Source organism: Nocardia sp. NPDC006982 (genome assembly GCF_042869435.1).
GTDB lineage: Bacteria > Actinomycetota > Actinomycetes > Mycobacteriales > Mycobacteriaceae > Nocardia.
Map to the genome: position 1 here is coordinate 62,387 of NZ_JBIAFV010000010.1, position 18,805 is coordinate 81,191.

Below are 18,805 nucleotides of genomic sequence, written 5' to 3' on the forward strand. Positions count from 1 at the left end.
CACGGTCATACGGCGCCGGGAAATCCGAACTGGCGCCAGGCCTCGTAGACGGTGACGGCGGCGGCATTGGAGAGGTTCATCGAGCGGCGGCCGGGCAGCATCGGGATGCGCAGTCGATCGGTGATATGTGGATCATCGAGCACCTCCGGCGGCAGCCCCGTCGGTTCGGTGCCGAACAGCAGCACATCACCCTCGCGGTACGCCACATCGGTATACCGCGTGCTCGCCTGGGTCGTGAATGCGAACACGCGCTCGGGCCGCACCGCTTCCCACGCCGCCGCGAGGTTCTTGTGCACCGTCACCGAGGCCAGATCGTGGTAATCCAATCCGGCCCGCCGCAACTTCGCCTCCGAAAGGTCGAACCCCAATGGCTCGACCAGATGCAGTTCACACCCGGTCCCCGCGACAAGTCGAATCGCATTGCCGGTATTTCCGGGAATCGCGGGCTCGTGAAACATCAAACGGAACACCCGTGCAGTCAACCAGGTCGCTCCGGCTAGCCCGGAACGACATCGGGCAGGTCCTGCGCGCCCGTCACGAGTTTCAGTTCGTTGACGGATTCTCGGATGAGTTGTGACAGGGTGCGCTCGCCGTCGACCCAGCTCTCGAAGGCGATCTTGAATACCGCGATCCCGGCCTCGGCGGCCAGACTCGCGGCCGGATCGGTCACGCCGCGCCCGCGTAGCGCCTCGGCCAGCGCGGCGGCGAGTGTTGCGAGCTTGACCAACTCGCGCTCCTGAAGTTCGGCATTGGCCGCGATTACGGCGTGCCTTTGCCAGGCGAACTCGCGGCGCTGCTCGAATACGGTTTCGGCGACCTCGGTGAGCGCCGTGGCGATCGCCTCGATCGGCGGCATGGTGGCGGGCGCGTCGTGCACCCCGCGCACGAGGGCCTCTTGGAGCGCGCTCGCCCCCGCGAACAGGACCTCGCGCTTATCGGCGAAATGCCGGAAGAACGTTCGCTCGGTGAGCCCTGCCCGCTTGGTGATCTCGGCGACGGTCGTGCTCTCGAATCCGTTCTCGCGGTACAGCTCCAGAGCCGATTTTGCGAGGCGACCGCGCGCATCAGGCTCCCATCGACTCATGTGCCGGATCCTATCTGATGACAGCGGCTGTCATCGCGTGTACGTTGATGACAGTCACTGACATCACTGCCTTCGCGCCGGCGAGGGCATCGAAAGACTTGGAGTACTTCCGTGCGGATTTTCATTACCGGGGCATCGGGACATATCGGCTCCGCGGTCATCCCCGAACTTCTCGACGCCGGACACGAGGTCGTCGGCCTGGCTCGCTCGAACGAAGCGGCCGCCACGGTGGCAGCAGCCGGTGCCGACGTGCACCGCGGAGATCTCGACGATCTCGACAACCTGCGCGCGGCCGCCGCCGCGGCCGACGGCGTCATCCACCTGGCCTTCAAACATGAAGCCATGCAGACCGGCGACTACGCCGCAGCGATCGCGGCCGATCTGCGCGCCATCGAGACCATCGGCAATGCGCTCGCGGGCACCGGCAAACCCTTCGTGGGCACATCGGGCACGCTCACGCTCGCGTCAGCCGGGCTGACCCGGGTGGGCACCGAAGACGACGCACTCGATGCGGGGCCGCGGGTCGACGCCGAGAATGCGGTGGTCGCACTCGCGGATCGCGGTGTTCGATCGGCTGTCGTCCGGCTGCCACCGACCGTGCACAGTTCGCTCGACCACTACGGCTTCGTCCCGATCCTGATCGCCACCGCCCGAGATAAGGGCGTCGCCGCCTACGTCGGTGACGGGAACAACCGCTGGCCCGCCGGACACACACTCGATGCCGCGCACCTGTACCGCTTGGCGCTGGAAACCGCCCCCGCGGGATCGCGGTTACATGCCGTCGACGACGAAGGCGTGCCCTTCCGTGAGATCGCCGAAGCGATCGGTCGCCATCTGGATCTACCGGTGATCAGCATTCCGCCGGAGCGGGCGGACGCTCACTTCGGTTTCCTCGGTCCCCTTGTCGCGCTGGACAATCCGACCTCGAGCTCGCGGACCCGGGAACTGCTCACCTGGAAGCCGACACACCCCGGCCTCATCGAGGATCTCGACCAGGGGCATTACTTCAGCGCTCGTTAGCGGCCCGCTCCGGGATGGCGCATGCCATGCCGTCGGCCATCCCGGTCGGGCGCACACCCAGGCCCTGGTTGTGCCGGGCGCGCTGGTTCTCCCAGGCGATGCTGGCAGTCAGTTCGGCGAACTGTCCTTTGGACAGGTGTGTCAGTAATTCGGTGCGCAGGTCCGCGAGGTCGATGACCGGGGTTGCGGTCATCGCCTCGGCGAAGGAGATGACGAGTTTTTCCAGGTCGCTGTAGGCGTCGCTGGTGCGATAGCTCGGCAGGTCGCGCAGTTGTTGTTCGGTGAGTCCGCTGGAGTGTGCCAGCGCCGAGCCGATATCCAGGCAGAATTCGCAATTCACGAGGCCGGCCGTCTTCAGTTCGGCCAGCTCCTTGAGCTTCGGATCCAGTCTGTTGCTGAACAGCAGCGCTGTTTCGTATCCGATCGTGCCGAAAAGAATCTGCGGTCGGCGGGCGAGCCAGCCGAACAGGTCGGATCGGTTTCGCTTCGCCTGCCGAACCGCTTGCAGGTAGTGCCGAATCCGGGTGAGCGCTCGCATTGTCCGTACCCCCTTGTGCCGGATGAATCTTTCTCTTGAAACTACGCCGCGTAGTAGTTGGAGGCAATGCCTGATCGGGTGTGCCGCCGCGCGGCGAAATCTGTTGCGGAGCAGTAGCCCGGCCTCGAGGCTCGTCGTGTGAGTGCGCGGCCGCGTCGCACTGGTGTGAGTGGCCGCATGTCGTCTGCAAGAATCGGGGCGTGACCGACGTTGACTCGTCTGCCGCCGAACGGCAGTCCGACCGGACCAGCCCGGGTGCGCAGTTCCTGCGCTGCCACCTGCCCATGCTGGTCGTGACGGCGGTCATTCTGCTCGCGGTCGTCTTCGTGGCCTGGGATCGCTGGCGCCGCGGCGCGCTGTTCTTCGGCGGTGCGGCTCTGCTCGCGGCCACCTTCCGACTCTGCCTGCCGACGGCCCGGGTCGGACTGCTCGCCGTGCGCAGCAAGCCGTTCGATGTCGCCGCACTGAGCCTGCTCGGCAGCGCCATCGTCTTCATCGCCGCGACGATCAATACGCTCGGCGTCGGCTGAGGCCGCCCCGCGTCAGTTGTGGCAGGTGTCCCGGTCGTTGTAGAGCATGATCTGGGTGACCTTCGCATCGGCGGGCATATTCCGGTAGATGCCGAGGAAGCCGTAGTGCGCCGATTGGTCGGGGACCGCGGCGGAACTCCAGTTGTAGCCGATCTCGAGCGTGGGATAAGCCGCGCGCACTTCGTCGACGGTGGAACCGACGGCGATGCCTTCGGGTGTGCGAACCGGAAGTTTGCCGGGCATGATCGCGACTATTTCGCCCTTGTTCGTGAAGCCCTGCCAACCCGCTCGTGCGCTGTAGCGACCGCAGCCGGGCGGATCGTTGGTGTCGTCGAAGGCCGCGATTTCACCGGTGGCCTCGGCCTCGCTCCGGCTCATCCCGAGCCGCAGTTTGCCGAAGCCGAGCGGGCCGAGGATGGTCGGCGCCGGTGGCACGGTGGTTGTCGACGCCGCGGCCCGGGTGGTCTCGGTCGGCTCGTCCGAGCACGCCGTAGTACCGATCAACATCGCGCCGAGCAGCGCGAATATCGGCACGACACGATGAATACGCATGGTCTACCCCCGATGTCGTCCATGAACCGGAATGCCCGCCACCCTGAGACGGGTGCGATGTCGGCCAGTCTGCACATCGGCGACTCCCCGCGTCAAGGCGACGTCCATCGGTCGACGTCAACCTTGTGCGCCACCGTTCGGAGCTTGGTGTCGACTGAGGCGCAACAACTTTCGTCGGCGCCAACCGCCCGGGCCACCAACGCGGCAGCGTTCGATCGAGCGCAGTCGAATGGTGGCCCACCTTAATCTTGCGGAGCCGCCGGTTCACTCGTGCCGAAGTGCGGCGTCAGCTCCGGCTCGATGAGTATCGCTCGGAATCAATCGCATCGAAGCCGCGCGTTAGCCGACCTCGGCTACCGCGCGCCGACCGCGCCCGCCGTACAACCGGCGCGCCTCGCTCGGCGTAATCGTCTCCAGTCGGGCCGGCGGCTCGCCCTTCAGGTGCTGCTCCAGGATCTGACCCGCCATCGGTGCGATGAATGGTGCGGCAGTGATCAGGCCGAACGAATTGAATGCGGCGCTGCCCCGCACGATGGTCTTGGCGGCCGGTCGGACGAGTAGATCGACGATTCCCCAGCGATCGAAGCGGCCGAGCTTGCGCATCCATTTCGGCAGTGTGGCAACCGAAGCCAGGGACAGTAGCCGACTGCCGAGGGCATAACTGATGCCCGCGCCGTTGCGCGGCGAGGTCCACAGCAGGTGGTGCATGCCATCCTCGGCACGCTCGGAGGTGCACAGGCTGGGACGGACCTTCGCGAAGTACGCGCGCACCTCCTCGCGAGAGCGCGGCACATCCTCCGGCTTACAGGTCTGCAGTTCGGCGGCGATCGCGCACTCGCGCCAGTAGCGCGCCTCTTCCTCCGGGCTGAGCGGACCGGGGCCGAACACCTCGTACGCCTTGAGCACCGAATGCCAGCCTGTGATGTGGATCCACAGTTGGGTGTCCGGACTGTTCGCGCTGTAGCGCCTGCCGCTGATCGGTTCGATGCCGGTCATCGGCGCGTGCACCTGCATCAGATGTTCCGAGGCCTCGATGGCTGTGCGGCCGTCGGCGATCGCGACGAGCAGGAAGTAGGCGAAGGTGTGGTCCAGCCGGCTGCGCGGGTCGGAGTAGATGCCCTGCGAATCGGCGACGGCCGCGGTCAGGAACGGGTCGAAGTGCTCGAGTACCACCGCGCGCTGGAAGCCGATCACGGCGGTCGGCGCGGTCCAGATCTTCCAGCTGGGCGAATCTGGGCCGAAGAACCCGTAGTCGTCCCGGCGAAGGGTGGTCGGATCGAAGGACATCTGCTGCTCCTTTGCCTGCTCGCCCTCCTGGATCGGCGAATACAACGCAACCGTAGCAATTGTCGCCAGGCAATACAACGGTCGCGTAGCATTTGTTCTCGGATGGATTCCATAACCGGAGGCCGATGCTGACAGGATGGACGCGAATGGAGGTGAATCGACAGTGACGGAATCGCGCACCGCGCCGGACCGGCCGCGACGGCGATACGCGCCACGCCTACCTCCCGAGGAGCGCCGCGTCCAACTGCTCGACGCCGCCTACGCGGTGTTGAGCAGGGTGGAGTTGCACCAGCTGAGCATGGAGGCGGTCGCGCAGGAGGCGGGCGTCGGGAAACCGGTGCTGTACACCGTGTTCAAGACTCGCGCGGAACTCGTTGCGGCACTGCTGGAACGCGAACGCGAACGCGGTCTCGAGCAGGTCGCCGCGACCCTGCCCACCGATCTGCTCGGTACCGATCCGGTGACTGCGGCCTCGGCTACGGTCGAAGCGTTCGTCGGTGTCGCACTGGAGAATCCGACGCGCTGGCGCCTGATCCTCGCCACTCCCGGCAGCGCCCCCGACGAATACCGTGCGGCACTAGCCGATTCCCGCACCGGTATCTTCACCCAGGCCGAATCCCTGGTCAGTATGGGCATCGCACTCGATCCTCGTTGGGCGGGAATGGATTCCGCACTACTTACCAACTCGGTGTTGAGCGTCGCCGAGATGCTCGGCAGGCTCGCGGTCAGCGCGCCGGACGAGTATCCGCGCGAGCGATTGGAAGGCTTCGTCCACTCCATCGTCCAACTGCTCGTCGGAGCCCCCGCCGCACAGTCAACCGAATGATGGGACGCCGAACTTTCAGCCGTTGCGACCGACTCGCGCCAACCGCATTGTCTCGGTCAGCAGCTTGGATACGGCGGCGGCTTCGGTGAGGAAGCCGTCGTGGCCGTCGCGGGAGTGCACGATCTCCAGGCCCTCGCAGCCCGGCAGTCCGTCGGCCAGTTCCTGTTGAGTTCGCAACGGGTACAAGCGATCCGAGTCGACGCCGCCGACCACGCACGGTACCGGGGTGGCGGCGAGGGCGGCCGCGATGCCGCCGCGCCCGCGGCCGATATCGTGCCGGTTCATCGCCTCGGTCAGCAGCACGTAGGTGGCGGGATCGAAACGGCTGCAAAGCTTTTCGGCCTGGTGGTCCAGATAGCTCTGTACCGCGTAGCGGCCGCCGTTGCGCGGATCCTCGTCGCCCTGCGCATTGTTCTCGAAGCGGTGATCGAGTTCGCCCTCGGTGCGGTAGGTCAGGTGTGCGATGCGGCGGGCGATGCCCATGCCGGTCGTCGGGGCGCGATCGGTGTCGTGGTAGTCGCCGCCCTGCCAGTCCGGATCGGCCTTGATGGCGGCGATTTGCGTTGTCTGCGTGCCGATCTGGTCGGCGGTGGCGCGTGCGCCGACGGCAAGTACCAGTGCGGATACGACCCGCTCCGGCGCGCCGACCATCCACTCCAGCACCCGCATGCCGCCCATCGAACCGCCGACGACGGCGGCCAGGCGTTCGATGCCGAGCAGATCGAGCAGCGCCGCTTCCGCGGTCACCTGATCGCGGATAGATATCTCCGGAAACCTTGCACCCCAAGGCTTTCCGTCCGGTGCCAGCGTCGAGGGGCCGGTGCTGCCCTTGCAGCCGCCGAGCACATTCGTCGCGATGACGCACCATTCGTCGGTATCCACCGGTGCGCCCGGCCCGACCATGCCGTCCCACCAGCCGGGCAGCGGATGGATATCGTCGGGCACCCCGACGACATGCGAATCGCCGGTCAGCGCGTGCTCGACGAGCACCACGTTGTCCAGTGCGGGGGAGAGCTCACCCCAGCGCTGGACGGCCAGATGAACGTCCGGGATGACCGCGCCGGTCTCCAGCCGCACGTCCCCGATGGCAATGATGCCGAGCCTCCCGTCCGGCGGTGGCAGGGCCACCGCGGACGAACGCGCGGTACTGGGGTCGGTCACGGTCACGACTCCGCCTCGCCGGCGCTCGGCTCCGTCGCGACCGAGGGTGCTGTGTCGATGGTTCGCTCGCTCATGACTCCGCCTCGCTGGCGCTCGGCTCCGCCATGACCGAGCGATGCTCGGCTGTGTTTTTGGTTCACTCGCTTACGCTCGCTCACGTCGTCGCCGCCGTGAAAACAGCCCGCCGCGGACAGTGCGTCGCCGATGCCGGGGGAATCACGAGGGGACGCACATCCTCGATGTTAGCTACCCGACTGAACCGGGCCGTGGTCCGGTAGACCGGGAGTGCGGCCGCGGACGCGATGGGGTCACTCATGTCGTGCTCCAAAGGGTTGTTCGCCAGCAGGTCTTATCGGGATCTGGGTAACGGACAACAACTCATCGGAAATACCTCCTGAAGTGCGCGCTTGCTCTCGACCATCGAGAGCCCGGTCATCACCCGGAGCACCCCACCGCTGCTGGAGGGTTGCCGTCCAGCAAGCCGGGGCTTCGCGCTGGCACTCATGACCTGACGGACATGGTAACCGGCGCGCGGTCGGCGATTGAAATCCGTTACCGGTTGTCCGCCGGTTCGGTCGCGGGCTGCCCGGTGCATACACGCATGAACTCGTCGAACGACGTGGTGAATCCGGTGCGGGCCTCCGCGGCGGCCGCGGCGGTGTCTTCCTCGTCGAAGATCGAGTTCTGGCACTCCATGCTGAGGTGGCCGATCAGCTGCCAGGCGCCGACGACCAGTCGTACCGGTAGCGCGTCGGGCTGGGTGCCGAGTCGCTCGGCGATCACGTCGGCGATCGCGGCGTTCTTATCGTCGGCCAGTTCCATGCTCTGCGCACTGACCGTCGGACTGCTGCGCAGGATCCGCTGCATCTGCTGGAAGCGCCGGAACGACAGCGGTCCCTCGACATTCACCGCGGCTTGGTCGACGACCAGCAGGAAGGCCTCGCGCAGCGATTGCAGCTCATTGCCAGTGACCGGGAGTCCGCGCAGGCATTCGGCGATCGCGAGTCCGAAGTCCTTGACCGGCCCGAGGACGATGGCCTCTTTGCTGTCGAAATACCGGTTGATCGTGCGCGGGGAAACATCCGCGCGGTCCGCGATCTGTTCGACCGTCGTCGCGTCGAATCCCTGTGCGTCGCACAGGTCGAGCGCCACCTCGATGATGCGCAACCGGGTCTGCTGCTTCTTGCGCTCGCGCAACCCCGGACCGCCGGACGCATTGGGCCCTGGGTTCGCTGGGGCGCGCACAGCGTCCTCGGCTGTGGCGCTCGCGCCGATCGGCGTCGATGACTCGAGCATGGCCTCATGTTAACGCAATCGGGACGGTTTGTGTCCTTAACAGTCAAATGTCGTAGTGCGACATTTTTCTCTTGACGACAAATGTCTGCCAATGACAGGATGGCTGCACGAACGTCGGACGAGGAGACCAAGGTGAGCGAGACTGCGGTGGAAGTTCTGGAGAAGCAAACGAGTTCGGCACGCTGGTGGGCCTTGGGGGTGATCGCATTGGCCCAGCTCATGGTGGTTCTCGACGCCACCATCGTGACCATCTCGCTGCCCTTCGCCCAGCAGGATCTCGACATCAGCGACGGCAATCGGCAGTGGATGCTGACCGCCTACACGCTGATTTTCGGCGGTCTGCTGCTGCTCGGCGGACGGCTGGCCGACTACGTCGGGCGGCGTCGGATCTTCATCGTCGGCCTGGTCGGCTTCGCCGGTGCGTCCGCGGTGGCGGGTCTGGCGCAGAACGGTGCGGAGCTGTTCGCCGGACGGGCACTGCAGGGTGCGTTCGCGGCGCTGCTCGCGCCCGCGGCACTGTCACTGCTCTCGGTGACCTTCACCGAGGCCAAGGAGCGCGCGACCGCGTTCGGCGTCTTCGCCGGTATCTCCGCGGGTGGTGCGGCACTCGGCCTGATCGCGGGTGGCGCGCTGACCGAATACGCCTCCTGGCGCTGGTGCCTGCTGGTGAATACCCCGATCGCACTGCTCGCGCTGCTCGGCGCCCTGGCTTTCGTGGTGAAGGATGTGCCGACACCGCGCACCGCCGGCTATGACGTGCCCGGCGCCGTCACCGTGACGCTCGGTCTGATCGCCATCGTGTACGGATTCAGCCGCGCCGCCGAGGACGGCTGGCTGGCCGGCAGCACCCTCGGGCTGCTCGTCATCGGCGTCGCTCTGCTGATCGCCTTCGTCGCCATCGAGCGTCGCTCGTCGAATCCGCTACTGCCGCTGCATATTCCGGGTGAGATCAACCGCGGTGGCGCCTTCCTGGCCGCGTTGCTGATCCCGATCGCGATGTTCGCGATGTTCCTGTTCCTGAGCTACTACTTCCAGATCACCCTCGGCTACTCGTCGCTGAAGGCCGGTTTCGCCTTCCTGCCGTTCCCGGCGGGCATCGCGATCTCCGCCGGTGTCACCAGCGCGCTGCTGCCGAAGCTGGGCCCGCGCCCGCTGATGGTGGCCGGGGCCGTGCTCGGTGTGCTCGGTCTGGTGTGGCTGGCGCAGCTGAGCTACGGCGACAGCTACGCGGCCGGTGTGCTGCCGGCGCAGGTGCTGATCGCGCTCGGTATGGGCCCGCTGTTCGTCGGGATGCAGACCGTCGCGCTGCATCAGGTCGAGGAGGCGGACTCGGGTGTGGCCAGTGCGCTGTTGAATGCGGCACAGCAGGTCGGCGGCGCGGTGGGCACCGCACTGCTCACCACCATCTCGGTGCAGACGGCCAAGACCTTCGCGCAGAACAATCCGACGGTGGACAACCTGATGGCCCGCGCTTCGATCCACAGCTACGACGTGGCGTTCTATGTTGGCGCCGGATTCTTCCTCGCGGCGATTCCGGTGATCGCGTTGATGATTCGGGACAAGCCGGAAAATCTGATCGAGGGATCCGAGGAAGAGGCGCGGATTCCGGTCGCGGTGTGATCCTGAAATAGCGATGTCCGGGTATCCGTTGGGATGCCCGGACATCGCTATTTCGGCAGGGTGTCGGCACCGCCGACCTACTTGTCGGTAACAATTTCGGGCAGCTTCACATGGGGGGCTGCCCGCGCGGTGAGAACAATGGCAGCAGTACGCTTGTCTTGTTTGCACCACTCGTCTCGCGGACAACGCGGGACATATACGTTGTCTGTTGGAACAGCTGGGGTCCGCTCACAAGCGTGTTCGCCTGGCCGTGCAATAAGGGCACCATCCTAGGAGGACACGAAGATCCATGTCCAAGATCAAGGTTGAAGGCACCGTCGTCGAACTCGACGGCGACGAGATGACCCGGATCATCTGGCAGTTCATCAAGGACAAGCTGATCCACCCGTATCTCGATGTGAACCTCGAGTATTACGACCTCGGCATCGAATATCGGGACAAGACAGACGACCAGGTCACGATCGACGCCGCGAATGCGATCAAGGAGCACGGTGTCGGCGTCAAGTGCGCCACGATCACTCCGGATGAGGCCCGGGTCGAGGAATTCGGCCTGAAGAAGATGTGGCGCTCGCCCAACGGCACCATCCGCAACATCCTCGGCGGAACCATCTTCCGCGCGCCGATCATCATCTCGAATGTGCCGCGTCTGGTCCCCGGCTGGACCAAGCCGATCATCATCGGACGTCACGCGTTCGGCGACCAGTACCGCGCCACCGACTTCAAGGTATTCCAGGGCGGCACCGTCACCCTCACCTTCACCCCCGACGACGGCAGCGAGCCGATCGTGCACGAGGTCGTGAAGATGCCCGAGGACGGCGGCGTCGTGATGGGTATGTACAACTTCAAGAAGTCCATCGAGGACTTCGCGCGGGCCTCGTTCAACTACGGCCTGCAGCAGAACTACCCGGTCTACATGTCGACCAAGAACACCATCCTGAAGGCCTACGACGGCATGTTCAAGGACACCTTCCAGGAGGTGTTCGAGGCCGAGTTCAAGACCCAGTTCGACGCGGCGGGCCTCACCTATGAGCACCGCCTGATCGACGATATGGTCGCCTCCTCCATGAAGTGGGAGGGCGGCTACGTCTGGGCCTGCAAGAACTACGACGGCGACGTGCAGTCCGACACCGTGGCCCAGGGCTTCGGCTCGCTCGGCCTGATGACCTCGGTACTGCTCACCCCGGACGGCCGGACCTGTGAGGCCGAGGCCGCGCACGGCACCGTCACCCGGCACTACCGCCAGCACCAGCAGGGCAAGCCGACCTCGACCAACCCGATCGCGTCGATCTTCGCCTGGACCCGTGGCCTCGAGCACCGCGGCAAGCTGGACAACACCCCCGAGGTGATCGGCTTCGCGCAGACACTCGAGGATGTCGTCATCAAGACCGTCGAGGGCGGCCAGATGACCAAGGACCTTGCGCTGCTCGTCGGCGGCGATCAGGGCTACCTGACCACCGAGGAGTTCCTCGGTGCGCTCGACGCCAACTTGGCCCGCGCCCTGCGCTGAGCCTCCCTGCCTCTCCGCGCCTTTTGCCGGTCGTGAGTGCCACTGAGGTGGCGTCGCGGGCCGGCGGAAAGCGTGGGGTTGGCTTCTGGGCGTACCCGGTGAGTTACCCATGTGCTCACGAAATCAGTCGTAGCTTGGCCGATGTTGTGGCCAACGCCATGCGCGACCTACGGGCACCCGCACCACACCGCTAGCGACTGCTTGCAGGTCGCTCGAAAGGGTCGGTGGTACGGGTGCCCGCACTGTTTCTCGACGTGGGGGAACTCACGTGATCCTGGGAAGCAGCGGGAGTCGCCGAGCGGTTACATGAATACGTGACCAGTACCGTTGCCACGCAGACCCCAGCACCCGCCGAGGCCGAGCGGACGGACTGGCATATTCCGGCGATGCTGGCGTTGGCTCTCGGCGGATTCGGAATCGGCACAACCGAATTCGTCACGATGGGTTTGCTGCCCGATATCGCGAGCGCGATGCACGTCTCCGAGCCGACGGCAGGGCATGCGGTATCGGCCTATGCGCTCGGCGTCGTCGTCGGCGCTCCACTGATCGCCGCACTTGCCGCGCGGGTGCCGCGCAAACGTCTGCTTGTCGCCCTGATGGTGGCATTCACCCTCGGAAATGCCGCCACGGTTATCGCGCCCACATTCGAAACTCTGGTCGTCGCGCGGTTCGTTTCGGGTCTGCCGCACGGCGCGTACTTCGGTGTCGCCTCGCTGGCCGCCGCGACTCTGGCACCAGTTGGGCAGCGCGCAAAGGCGGTTGCCGCAGTTATGCTGGGACTGAGCGCCGCCAACGTTGTCGGCGTTCCCAGTGCGACCTGGCTGGGCCAGCATCTCGGCTGGCGCGATGCCTTCGTGGTGGTCGCGGTGATCGGTGTCGCCACCGTCGCGGCACTGATCCGATTCGTTCCGGAGCTGCACGGTATCCGGATCACCAATCCGATGACCGAACTCGGCGCACTGCGTCGCCCGCAGGTGCTGCTGACCCTGCTGGTCGGTGCGATCGGCTTCGGCGGCATGTTCGCCGTCTACACCTACATCACCACCACGCTGACCGATGTGGCCGGTCTTCGGCTCGGCCTGGTGCCGTTCGTGCTCATGCTCTTCGGGCTCGGGATGGTCGCGGGCAATATCGTCGGTGGCATTCTGGCCGATCGCGGGGTCGACCGGGCGATCTACGTCGCGATGATCGCCATGGTTGTCATTCTGGCGGGATTCGTTGCCGCCGCGCACAATCCGTACACGGCGGCGATCGGCGCGTTCTTCATCGGCGCATCGGGTGCGGCGCTCGCGCCTGGTCTGCAGACCCGGCTGATGGATGTCGCCGCCGACGCCCAGACCCTCGCCGCGGCGCTCAATCATGCGGCCCTCAATATCGCCAATGCGGCGGGCGCGTGGTTGGGTGGACTCGTCATCGCGGCGGGTCTCGGCTACACCGCACCCGCGACCGTCGGGGCGGGGCTGGCGGTGCTCGGCGTTCTGCTGTTCACGGTGACCGTCTGGACCGGTCGTCGCTCAGCGGTTTAGGCGCTGGGTTCCAGCGCGACGACCGGAATCACCCGATCCGTCTTGGTCTCGTATTCGGCGAAGCCCGGCATGACCTCCACCATCGCCGCATAGAGCCGATCGCGTTCCGGGCCTCTGGTGATCGGGGTGGCCGTCGCCTCGATGGTCTCGGTGCCGATCTCCAGTGTGACCTTCGGATTCGCCCGCAGATTGTGATACCAGTCCGGGTTATCCGGTGCGCCTGCCTTGGACGCGATGATCACCAAACGGTTGCCGTCGCGGATATAGGCCGCTGGATTCGTGCGCGGCAGTCCGGTCTTCGCGCCGGTCGTGGTGAGCAGCAACAGATCCTTGCCCTCGAACGGGCCGCCGACCTTGCCCGCGTTCGCACGGAACTCCGCGATGATGTTCTGGTTCCAATCGTTGGCCATACTGCACTCCTCGGATCGAGAGATCGGGTCGAGGTAATCGTCGCCGATGGGCGGACCGATCAGATCACTTTTTTGAAGAATCCGCGCAGGTCGGCGAGCAACAGGTCGGGGGCCTCGTGGGCGGCCCAGTGCCCGCCGCGGTCGTATTCGTGCCATTGCACGAGATTGCGATGGTCGCGTTCGGCGAATTTGCGCGGCGGTTTGAAGTCGAATCCGAACGAGGCCAAACCGATCGGCACCGTGGTGGGCTCGATCGCCGTAGGTGAGCAATGGTGCTCGAAGTGGAACCGAGCCGACGACGCCGAGGTGTTGGTGAACCAGTAGATCGCCACATTGGTGAGCAATTCGTCGGTGCTCAGCGCATTCACCAGCGCCTGGCCGCTCCAGGCGAGCTGGCCGACCGGGGAATCCGACAGTGCATGGCCGAGGGTTTGCGGCTGCGCTTGCTGGGCGGCGTTGTGAATGGCGTGCCGGCGGAATTTCTGTCCGAAGTACACCAGGATCAGCTCGTATTCGCTGAGTCCGTCCAGCTCGCCCTGCTCGCGCCTGGGGAAGGAATAGACCTGGGTGACGTGCACGCCGACTACCCGGTCCGGGGCGATCCGGCCCAGCTCCGGTGCGACGATGGCGCCGCAGTCGTTGCCGTGCACACCATAGCGGTCGTAGCCGAGGCGGTTCATCAGTTCGTCGAATGCCGCGGCCATGCGCGTCGGGCGCCACCCGGCGGTGTGCGTCGGTCCTGAGAAGGCGAAGCCTGGATAGGACGGGATCACCACATGGAAGGCGTCGCTCGGATCGCCACCGTGTGCGCGCGGATCGGTCAATTCGCCTATCAGGCCGAGGAATTCGGTGAACGAGCTCGGCCAGCCATGGGCCAGCAGCAGTGGCATCGCATCGGGTTCAGGGGAGGTGACGTGTACGAAATGGATGGTTTGCCCATCGATTTCGGTCGTGTACTGCGGAAATGTGTTGAGCCGCTGCTCTTGTGCGCGCCAGTCGAACGTGTCGCGCCAATATTCGTGCAACGGCCGGACGAACGACAGCGGAACGCCGTACTCCCAGCCGGGCCGAACCGGCACTCCTGGGTACACCCGGCCCGCGACCTCCCGAGCGGGCAGTTCCGCGACGTACCGGGTGTGCGTCAGGCGGTATTCGAGGTCGTCCAGGTCGGCCTGCGGGATCGCGATTCGGAAGGGCTTGATCTCGGACACCGTCTCAGCCTGCGAGAGCCGCACGGCGGGAACAACGCCGAATTCGACTGTCTTTCGATCACTTTCGCTTATCGGCCGCCGCTGCCGTGTGCAACAGCCGGTCGGCGAGGGTATCGACGTAGTCGTCGGTGAGCGGGCCGGTGCCGAACAGGGTGCGGGTGTATAGCGGGGCCAGGATGATGTCGACCACCTCCAGCACCTCTGGGGCCTGTTCGCCGCGGGTGGTGGCTCGATCGAGCATGGCTTGGATCTGGTCCACCCGTTCGGCGAGGAATCGGTCGCGCGTCTGTTCGCCCGCCGCTCCGGTGTCGAGCAACGCGAGAATCGTGCGCAGCAGTGCCAATCCGTCCGGCCCGCTGACATCGCGCGCTGCCTTGGCGGCATAGGCGCGCAGATCGCCCTCGAGCGAACCGGTATTCGGCATCGCCGACTCGGTGCTGAGCCGATCGACGGTCACCTCCATGGCCAGCGCCTCCAGATTGCCCCAGCGCCGGTAGATGCTGGTATCGGCGACACCAGCGCGTGTCGCGACTTCGGCGACCGTGAAGTTGCCGTAGCCGCGTTCGGCGACCAGTTCGGTGACCGCCTGGTGTACCGCCGCGCGCACTCGGGCGCTGCGACCTCCAGGGCGGCGGGAGCGGGCTTGTTCCTCCATGACTCCACCTTAACGCAGTGAGGACTTGCGTTTATTGGCCGCTGCTCGCTACTGTGGGATTAACGCCGCTAGAAACTGCGTTTAGGAGCTGGCAATGGAACTGATCTTCTTTCCCGACAACCACTCGTTCTGGTACGAGACCCTGCGCACCTTCGGTCACATCGCTTATGGCGGAGCCGTTTCGGTGAGGTCGTGATGACGGTCCAGCCGCTGCCTACGACCAGCGCGTCGCCGCCCTGATCGCCGTCGACGGCATCTACGATCTCGGCGATATCTCCACTGCGGGCCTGCCCGGCGGGGGGCGGAACTCGAGCGCAGGCTGCGCGCCGCGGAGGATCGGGAACTCGATGCCGCGCTCGATGCGGCGATGGCCGCGAATCCCGTGATGCGCTGGGCGATTTCGCACGGCATGTATGCCATGGGTGTGCACACACCGCGGGCCTTCGCCGCGAGTTACCTGGACTACCACCTCCGCGACGGCATCGCCGAGAAGATCGCCTGCCCGACATTGGTGTGCGCGGGTGCCGACGACGGTTTCTTCAAGGGCCGGCCCGAACGCCTCTTCGCGCACCTGACCTGCCCGAAGACACTGCTCGATTCACCGAAGAACAGGGTGCCGAGGCCCATTGCCAGTCCGGCGCACAGCGTTTCGCATTCGCTCGCATCTACGACTGGCTCGACGACACTTTCGACCGGGCCTGATTTACCACCACTGCTCGACACTTTCCAGGAGACCGACATGAACATGATCAACCGCATCGACCGGGCCATCGATATGTCCGGCGGCATCGTCAAAGGCATTGCCGCAGAACACATGAGCGCGCCGACGCCGTGCCCGGAATGGGATCTGCGTGAGCTGCTCAACCACCTGGTGGGCGGCATGAATATCTTTGCCGCCCAACTGCTGGGCCGGACACCGGATCGCGACCACCACGACGACTGGCTCGGCACCGACCCGCAGGGCGCTTACGTCGAGGCGGCCGAGCTCGACCGCGCGGCCTGGCATCGCCCCGACGCACTCGAACAGACGGTGCGTCTCGGCTTCGGCGCGGTGCCAGGGCCGATGGCGGCAGTGATCCACCTGACCGAACTCGTCGTGCACGGTGTCGATCTGGCGGTCGCCACCGGACAGGAGCGCCTGGTCGACGAGCAGCTGTGTGCGGAAATGCTGGCGATCATGCGTGAGATGGGTCTCGAAAACTTCCGCGTACCAGGGATGTTCGGTCCCGAGGTCGAGGTGGCCGCCGACGCTCCCACGTACCGTCGGCTGCTCGCCTACGTCGGACGAGCCTGATCCGTCCCCGCTGGCCCGTCGCATTGCTGCGGCGGGCCTTGCCATGCCGTCTGCCTTCCGCACAGTGCCGACTGTCTTCGGCTGCGTGACGGACCGATCGCCGTGGTCAGTTCTGCCTCAGCGGCCCCAACTCGCGAACAACGCTTGCCAGCTCGCGAATCTGCTGGGTTTCGCTGTCGCTGCGCCAGACCAGCGCCCAGCGGACCAGGTGTGAATCGCTGATCGGCACGTAGCGGATGCCGGGACGGTTGTAATAGCGGGCGACGTGGCTCATGCCCATGGTGAAGGCGCCGCGGGTGCTGGCGACCGTCAGGATGTCCTCCACCGTCGAGACGGTGGAAATGCGTTCGATGGGGCGGCCACGGGGTGTGTAGAAGGGGCTGATGGCGTCTTCCCAGTAGTCGGGCATCGGTTTGCTCGGTGCCAGCACTCCGCGATCGCCGAAAGCCTCCAGGGATAGATGCTTTTCGCCTGCCAGTTCGTGGTCGTCGCCCATCATGGCCACCATGGGTTCGATCGAGATGATCGGCCCGACGGTCAAATCGGGTTCCTCGACCGGCAACCATGCGATGACAATGTCGGCCTCGCCGCGGCGCAACGGGTCGAACTGTTCGATGAATTCGATATTGCGGATCTGTAGTTCCCACTGTGGATGACGGGTCCGGAAGAGCTCCCAAAACGGCCGGTAGTCATACGAATTGAAGCCGATCATCGCGATGCGAAGCACCCGGGCCGCCCCCTGTGCGGTAGAGCGTGCGTTCTCGATCGCCTGGGTCAGATCGTGGTAGGCGGGGCGCAGGTCGGTGAGCAGCTGCTTGCCGAGTGCCGTGAGCTGGATATTGCGTGGGTTGCTGCGGTCGATGAGACGTCCCCCGATACGACGTTCCTGATTCTTGATCGACTGGCTGATCCGAGCCTGCGAAAGATACATCCGTTCCGCGGTCCGCCCGAAGTGCAACTCCTCGGCCAGCGCCAGAAAGATTTCGATATCTCTCAGTTCCATCGTGGTGCTCCTGATTGGTTACGCCAGCCAATCAGAACATTTCTCGACGGAACGCGCTCATCTTGCTCGATCGCCCACGGCGGATATCCGCGCGGCACCAGGACGTGCCGTGAATCGTCGCTGTTCGGAGTCCCAGTAGCGGTAGATCGGCCGCTGCACCGTGTGCGCGAGCCACGCGCCGACAATGAAGGCGCGATGGTGCGCCCGCGGTCGAAATCCTTGATCTGTGATCGTGCGCAGACCGGTCAGCTGGAAACGCCACCACTGACGCGGGCTGGTGCGGCGGCGGCGCGCCGAGGTTCGGGTGCGCATAGTCGTCAGCTGATCGATCCGGAGACCACGTTTGGTCAGGCACGGCGCCAAATCCAGATCCGAATTCGGCCACCCGTGATCACCTTTGCTTATCGGTCGGTGCGCCGATGAACATACAGATCTGTATGTAAGTGTAGAATCGCCGGAATGACCAGGTCCGAGTCGCCCAAGCAGCAGCGCCGCACGCAGGAGCAGCGCAGTAGTGAGATGCGTACGCGGCTGCTCGATGCCACCATCGACTGCCTGGTCGAATACGGATATGCGGGGACGACGACGCCGCGGGTCGCCGAGCGGGCCGGGGTCACCCGCGGGGCCCAGGTGCACCACTTCGGCTCCAAGACCGATCTGGTGGTCGCGGCGATCAGCCATCTGGCGCAGCTGCGCGCGGAGACCGCGATGCGCGAGATGTCCAGGGTCCAGGGCGGCGGCGATCCGGTCGGGGCGGCCCTGGACTTTCTCTGGGAGCTCCATCAGGGGCCGCTGTTCATCGCCACTGCCGAGCTGTGGGTGGCGGGCCGGACCGATCCGGTGCTCGCCTCGGCCATGGAGAAGGTCGAGCCGTTCGTCAACAATGCCGTGCTGATGGCGGTCGCCCGATTCGTCCCGGATGAGATGCGGCGCAAAGAAGCCCGCGATTTCGTCTACACCGCGATGGATGCACTGCGCGGAATCCTGGTCTCCAACTTCATCGATCCGGATTCCGAACGGGCGCACCGGCGTTGGCGGCGGGCCTCGGTGCATTTGCGGGAGATCGCCACCACCGCGCTGGTTGCGCGACCGCTGCTGCGTCCCGCTGAATAGCTAACGGCCACCGGTCTTTTCGACCCGGCGGTCTGCCGACGTCTAAGAGTGGCGCGCGCCGAAGCTCCGGACCCTCTGGCGATATCTTCAGCCAGATAGTGGTCGACCGCGATATCCGTTGCGCCGGTGACGATTCACGCGATGCCGAAGTTGGTGTAGAAGCTCACGATCT

At 65.5% G+C, this 18,805-nt stretch carries 20 protein-coding genes and 1 riboswitch; of the genes, 8 read left to right on the plus strand and 12 right to left on the minus strand.

The window, feature by feature from the left end; genetic code table 11:
- Positions 1-5: 5 nt before the first annotated feature.
- Both ACFYOW_RS32320 and ACFYOW_RS32325 read right to left on the minus strand, forming a co-directional pair.
- Positions 6-470: a tRNA (cytidine(34)-2'-O)-methyltransferase gene (locus ACFYOW_RS32320; RefSeq protein ID WP_387294052.1), complete on the minus strand. Its 465-nt coding sequence runs from the start codon at positions 468-470 to the stop codon at positions 6-8.
- A gap of 26 nt (positions 471-496) precedes the next feature.
- Positions 497-1,084, minus strand: a complete 588-nt coding sequence (locus tag ACFYOW_RS32325) for a TetR/AcrR family transcriptional regulator (protein ID WP_387293870.1) — start codon at positions 1,082-1,084, stop codon at positions 497-499.
- Positions 1,085-1,195: 111 nt separating this feature from the next.
- Here ACFYOW_RS32325 and ACFYOW_RS32330 point away from each other — a divergent pair, with 111 nt between their 5' ends.
- A complete protein-coding gene (locus ACFYOW_RS32330) occupies positions 1,196-2,104 on the plus strand; it encodes an SDR family oxidoreductase (protein WP_387293871.1) in 909 nt (302 codons plus the stop codon).
- On the opposite strand, the gene ACFYOW_RS32335 is transcribed toward ACFYOW_RS32330, so the two are convergent.
- Complete coding sequence (locus ACFYOW_RS32335) at positions 2,091-2,642, minus strand: carboxymuconolactone decarboxylase family protein (protein WP_387293872.1); 552 nt, start codon at positions 2,640-2,642, stop codon at positions 2,091-2,093. The two genes, ACFYOW_RS32330 and ACFYOW_RS32335, sit on opposite strands and share 14 nt — an antisense overlap.
- Before the next feature lie 284 nt (positions 2,643-2,926).
- Between ACFYOW_RS32335 and ACFYOW_RS32340 the strand changes: the two genes are divergently transcribed.
- Positions 2,927-3,172 (plus strand): DUF3017 domain-containing protein, encoded by a 246-nt coding sequence (locus ACFYOW_RS32340; protein WP_083897680.1) that lies wholly within the window; start codon positions 2,927-2,929, stop codon positions 3,170-3,172.
- 12 nt (positions 3,173-3,184) lie between these two features.
- Here ACFYOW_RS32340 and ACFYOW_RS32345 read toward each other — a convergent pair whose 3' ends face one another.
- Together ACFYOW_RS32345 and ACFYOW_RS32350 are read right to left on the minus strand one after the other, a co-directional pair.
- Positions 3,185-3,724 carry a hypothetical protein gene (locus tag ACFYOW_RS32345; protein ID WP_387293873.1) on the minus strand — a complete coding sequence of 180 codons (540 nt, stop codon included), beginning with the start codon at positions 3,722-3,724 and terminating at the stop codon, positions 3,185-3,187.
- Between the two features lie 339 nt (positions 3,725-4,063).
- The gene (locus ACFYOW_RS32350) at positions 4,064-5,011 is read right to left on the minus strand and encodes an oxygenase MpaB family protein (RefSeq protein ID WP_387293874.1); all 948 of its coding nucleotides are present in this window, start codon (positions 5,009-5,011) and stop codon (positions 4,064-4,066) included.
- 136 nt (positions 5,012-5,147) lie between these two features.
- Between ACFYOW_RS32350 and ACFYOW_RS32355 the strand changes: the two genes are divergently transcribed.
- Complete coding sequence (locus ACFYOW_RS32355; RefSeq protein WP_387293875.1) at positions 5,148-5,837, plus strand: TetR/AcrR family transcriptional regulator; 690 nt, start codon at positions 5,148-5,150, stop codon at positions 5,835-5,837.
- Between the two features lie 15 nt (positions 5,838-5,852).
- On the opposite strand, the gene ACFYOW_RS32360 is transcribed toward ACFYOW_RS32355, so the two are convergent.
- Together ACFYOW_RS32360 and ACFYOW_RS32365 are read right to left on the minus strand one after the other, a co-directional pair.
- Positions 5,853-6,965 (minus strand): homoserine O-acetyltransferase, encoded by a 1,113-nt coding sequence (locus ACFYOW_RS32360; RefSeq protein ID WP_387294053.1) that lies wholly within the window; start codon positions 6,963-6,965, stop codon positions 5,853-5,855.
- 431 nt (positions 6,966-7,396) lie between these two features.
- Positions 7,397-7,507: riboswitch (SAM riboswitch) on the minus strand.
- A gap of 43 nt (positions 7,508-7,550) precedes the next feature.
- Positions 7,551-8,294 carry a TetR family transcriptional regulator gene (locus tag ACFYOW_RS32365; RefSeq protein WP_387293876.1) on the minus strand — a complete coding sequence of 248 codons (744 nt, stop codon included), beginning with the start codon at positions 8,292-8,294 and terminating at the stop codon, positions 7,551-7,553.
- A 132-nt stretch (positions 8,295-8,426) separates the two neighbouring features.
- On the opposite strand from ACFYOW_RS32365, the gene ACFYOW_RS32370 reads away from it, so the two are divergent.
- From ACFYOW_RS32370 to ACFYOW_RS32380, 3 genes are all read left to right on the plus strand, one after another.
- Complete coding sequence (locus tag ACFYOW_RS32370; RefSeq protein ID WP_387293877.1) at positions 8,427-9,914, plus strand: MFS transporter; 1,488 nt, start codon at positions 8,427-8,429, stop codon at positions 9,912-9,914.
- Positions 9,915-10,203: 289 nt separating this feature from the next.
- The gene (locus ACFYOW_RS32375) at positions 10,204-11,421 is read left to right on the plus strand and encodes an NADP-dependent isocitrate dehydrogenase (protein ID WP_387293878.1); all 1,218 of its coding nucleotides are present in this window, start codon (positions 10,204-10,206) and stop codon (positions 11,419-11,421) included.
- A gap of 386 nt (positions 11,422-11,807) precedes the next feature.
- On the plus strand, positions 11,808-12,947 hold the full coding sequence (locus ACFYOW_RS32380) for an MFS transporter (protein WP_387294054.1): 1,140 nt from the start codon (positions 11,808-11,810) through the stop codon (positions 12,945-12,947).
- Here ACFYOW_RS32380 and ACFYOW_RS32385 read toward each other — a convergent pair.
- Genes ACFYOW_RS32385 through ACFYOW_RS32395 form a run of 3 tightly spaced genes read right to left on the minus strand, consistent with a single transcriptional unit; the run spans position 12,944 to position 15,223 of the window.
- The gene (locus ACFYOW_RS32385; RefSeq protein WP_387293879.1) at positions 12,944-13,357 is read right to left on the minus strand and encodes a nitroreductase family deazaflavin-dependent oxidoreductase; all 414 of its coding nucleotides are present in this window, start codon (positions 13,355-13,357) and stop codon (positions 12,944-12,946) included. The two genes, ACFYOW_RS32380 and ACFYOW_RS32385, sit on opposite strands and share 4 nt — an antisense overlap.
- 59 nt (positions 13,358-13,416) lie before the next feature.
- Positions 13,417-14,568 (minus strand): epoxide hydrolase family protein, encoded by a 1,152-nt coding sequence (locus ACFYOW_RS32390; protein WP_387293880.1) that lies wholly within the window; start codon positions 14,566-14,568, stop codon positions 13,417-13,419.
- A gap of 58 nt (positions 14,569-14,626) precedes the next feature.
- Positions 14,627-15,223, minus strand: a complete 597-nt coding sequence (locus ACFYOW_RS32395) for a TetR/AcrR family transcriptional regulator (RefSeq protein WP_387293881.1) — start codon at positions 15,221-15,223, stop codon at positions 14,627-14,629.
- A gap of 367 nt (positions 15,224-15,590) precedes the next feature.
- Here ACFYOW_RS32395 and ACFYOW_RS32400 point away from each other — a divergent pair, with 367 nt between their 5' ends.
- Positions 15,591-16,517 (plus strand): TIGR03086 family metal-binding protein, encoded by a 927-nt coding sequence (locus tag ACFYOW_RS32400; protein WP_387293882.1) that lies wholly within the window; start codon positions 15,591-15,593, stop codon positions 16,515-16,517.
- Positions 16,518-16,623: 106 nt separating this feature from the next.
- Here the strand turns inward: ACFYOW_RS32400 and ACFYOW_RS32405 are convergent, their stop codons facing one another.
- Both ACFYOW_RS32405 and ACFYOW_RS32410 read right to left on the minus strand, forming a co-directional pair.
- The gene (locus ACFYOW_RS32405; protein WP_387293883.1) at positions 16,624-17,520 is read right to left on the minus strand and encodes a LysR family transcriptional regulator; all 897 of its coding nucleotides are present in this window, start codon (positions 17,518-17,520) and stop codon (positions 16,624-16,626) included.
- Positions 17,521-17,577: 57 nt separating this feature from the next.
- Positions 17,578-17,832 (minus strand): hypothetical protein, encoded by a 255-nt coding sequence (locus ACFYOW_RS32410; RefSeq protein ID WP_387293884.1) that lies wholly within the window; start codon positions 17,830-17,832, stop codon positions 17,578-17,580.
- A 147-nt stretch (positions 17,833-17,979) separates the two neighbouring features.
- Between ACFYOW_RS32410 and ACFYOW_RS32415 the strand changes: the two genes are divergently transcribed.
- Complete coding sequence (locus ACFYOW_RS32415) at positions 17,980-18,633, plus strand: TetR/AcrR family transcriptional regulator (RefSeq protein ID WP_387293885.1); 654 nt, start codon at positions 17,980-17,982, stop codon at positions 18,631-18,633.
- Positions 18,634-18,805 lie beyond the last annotated feature (172 nt).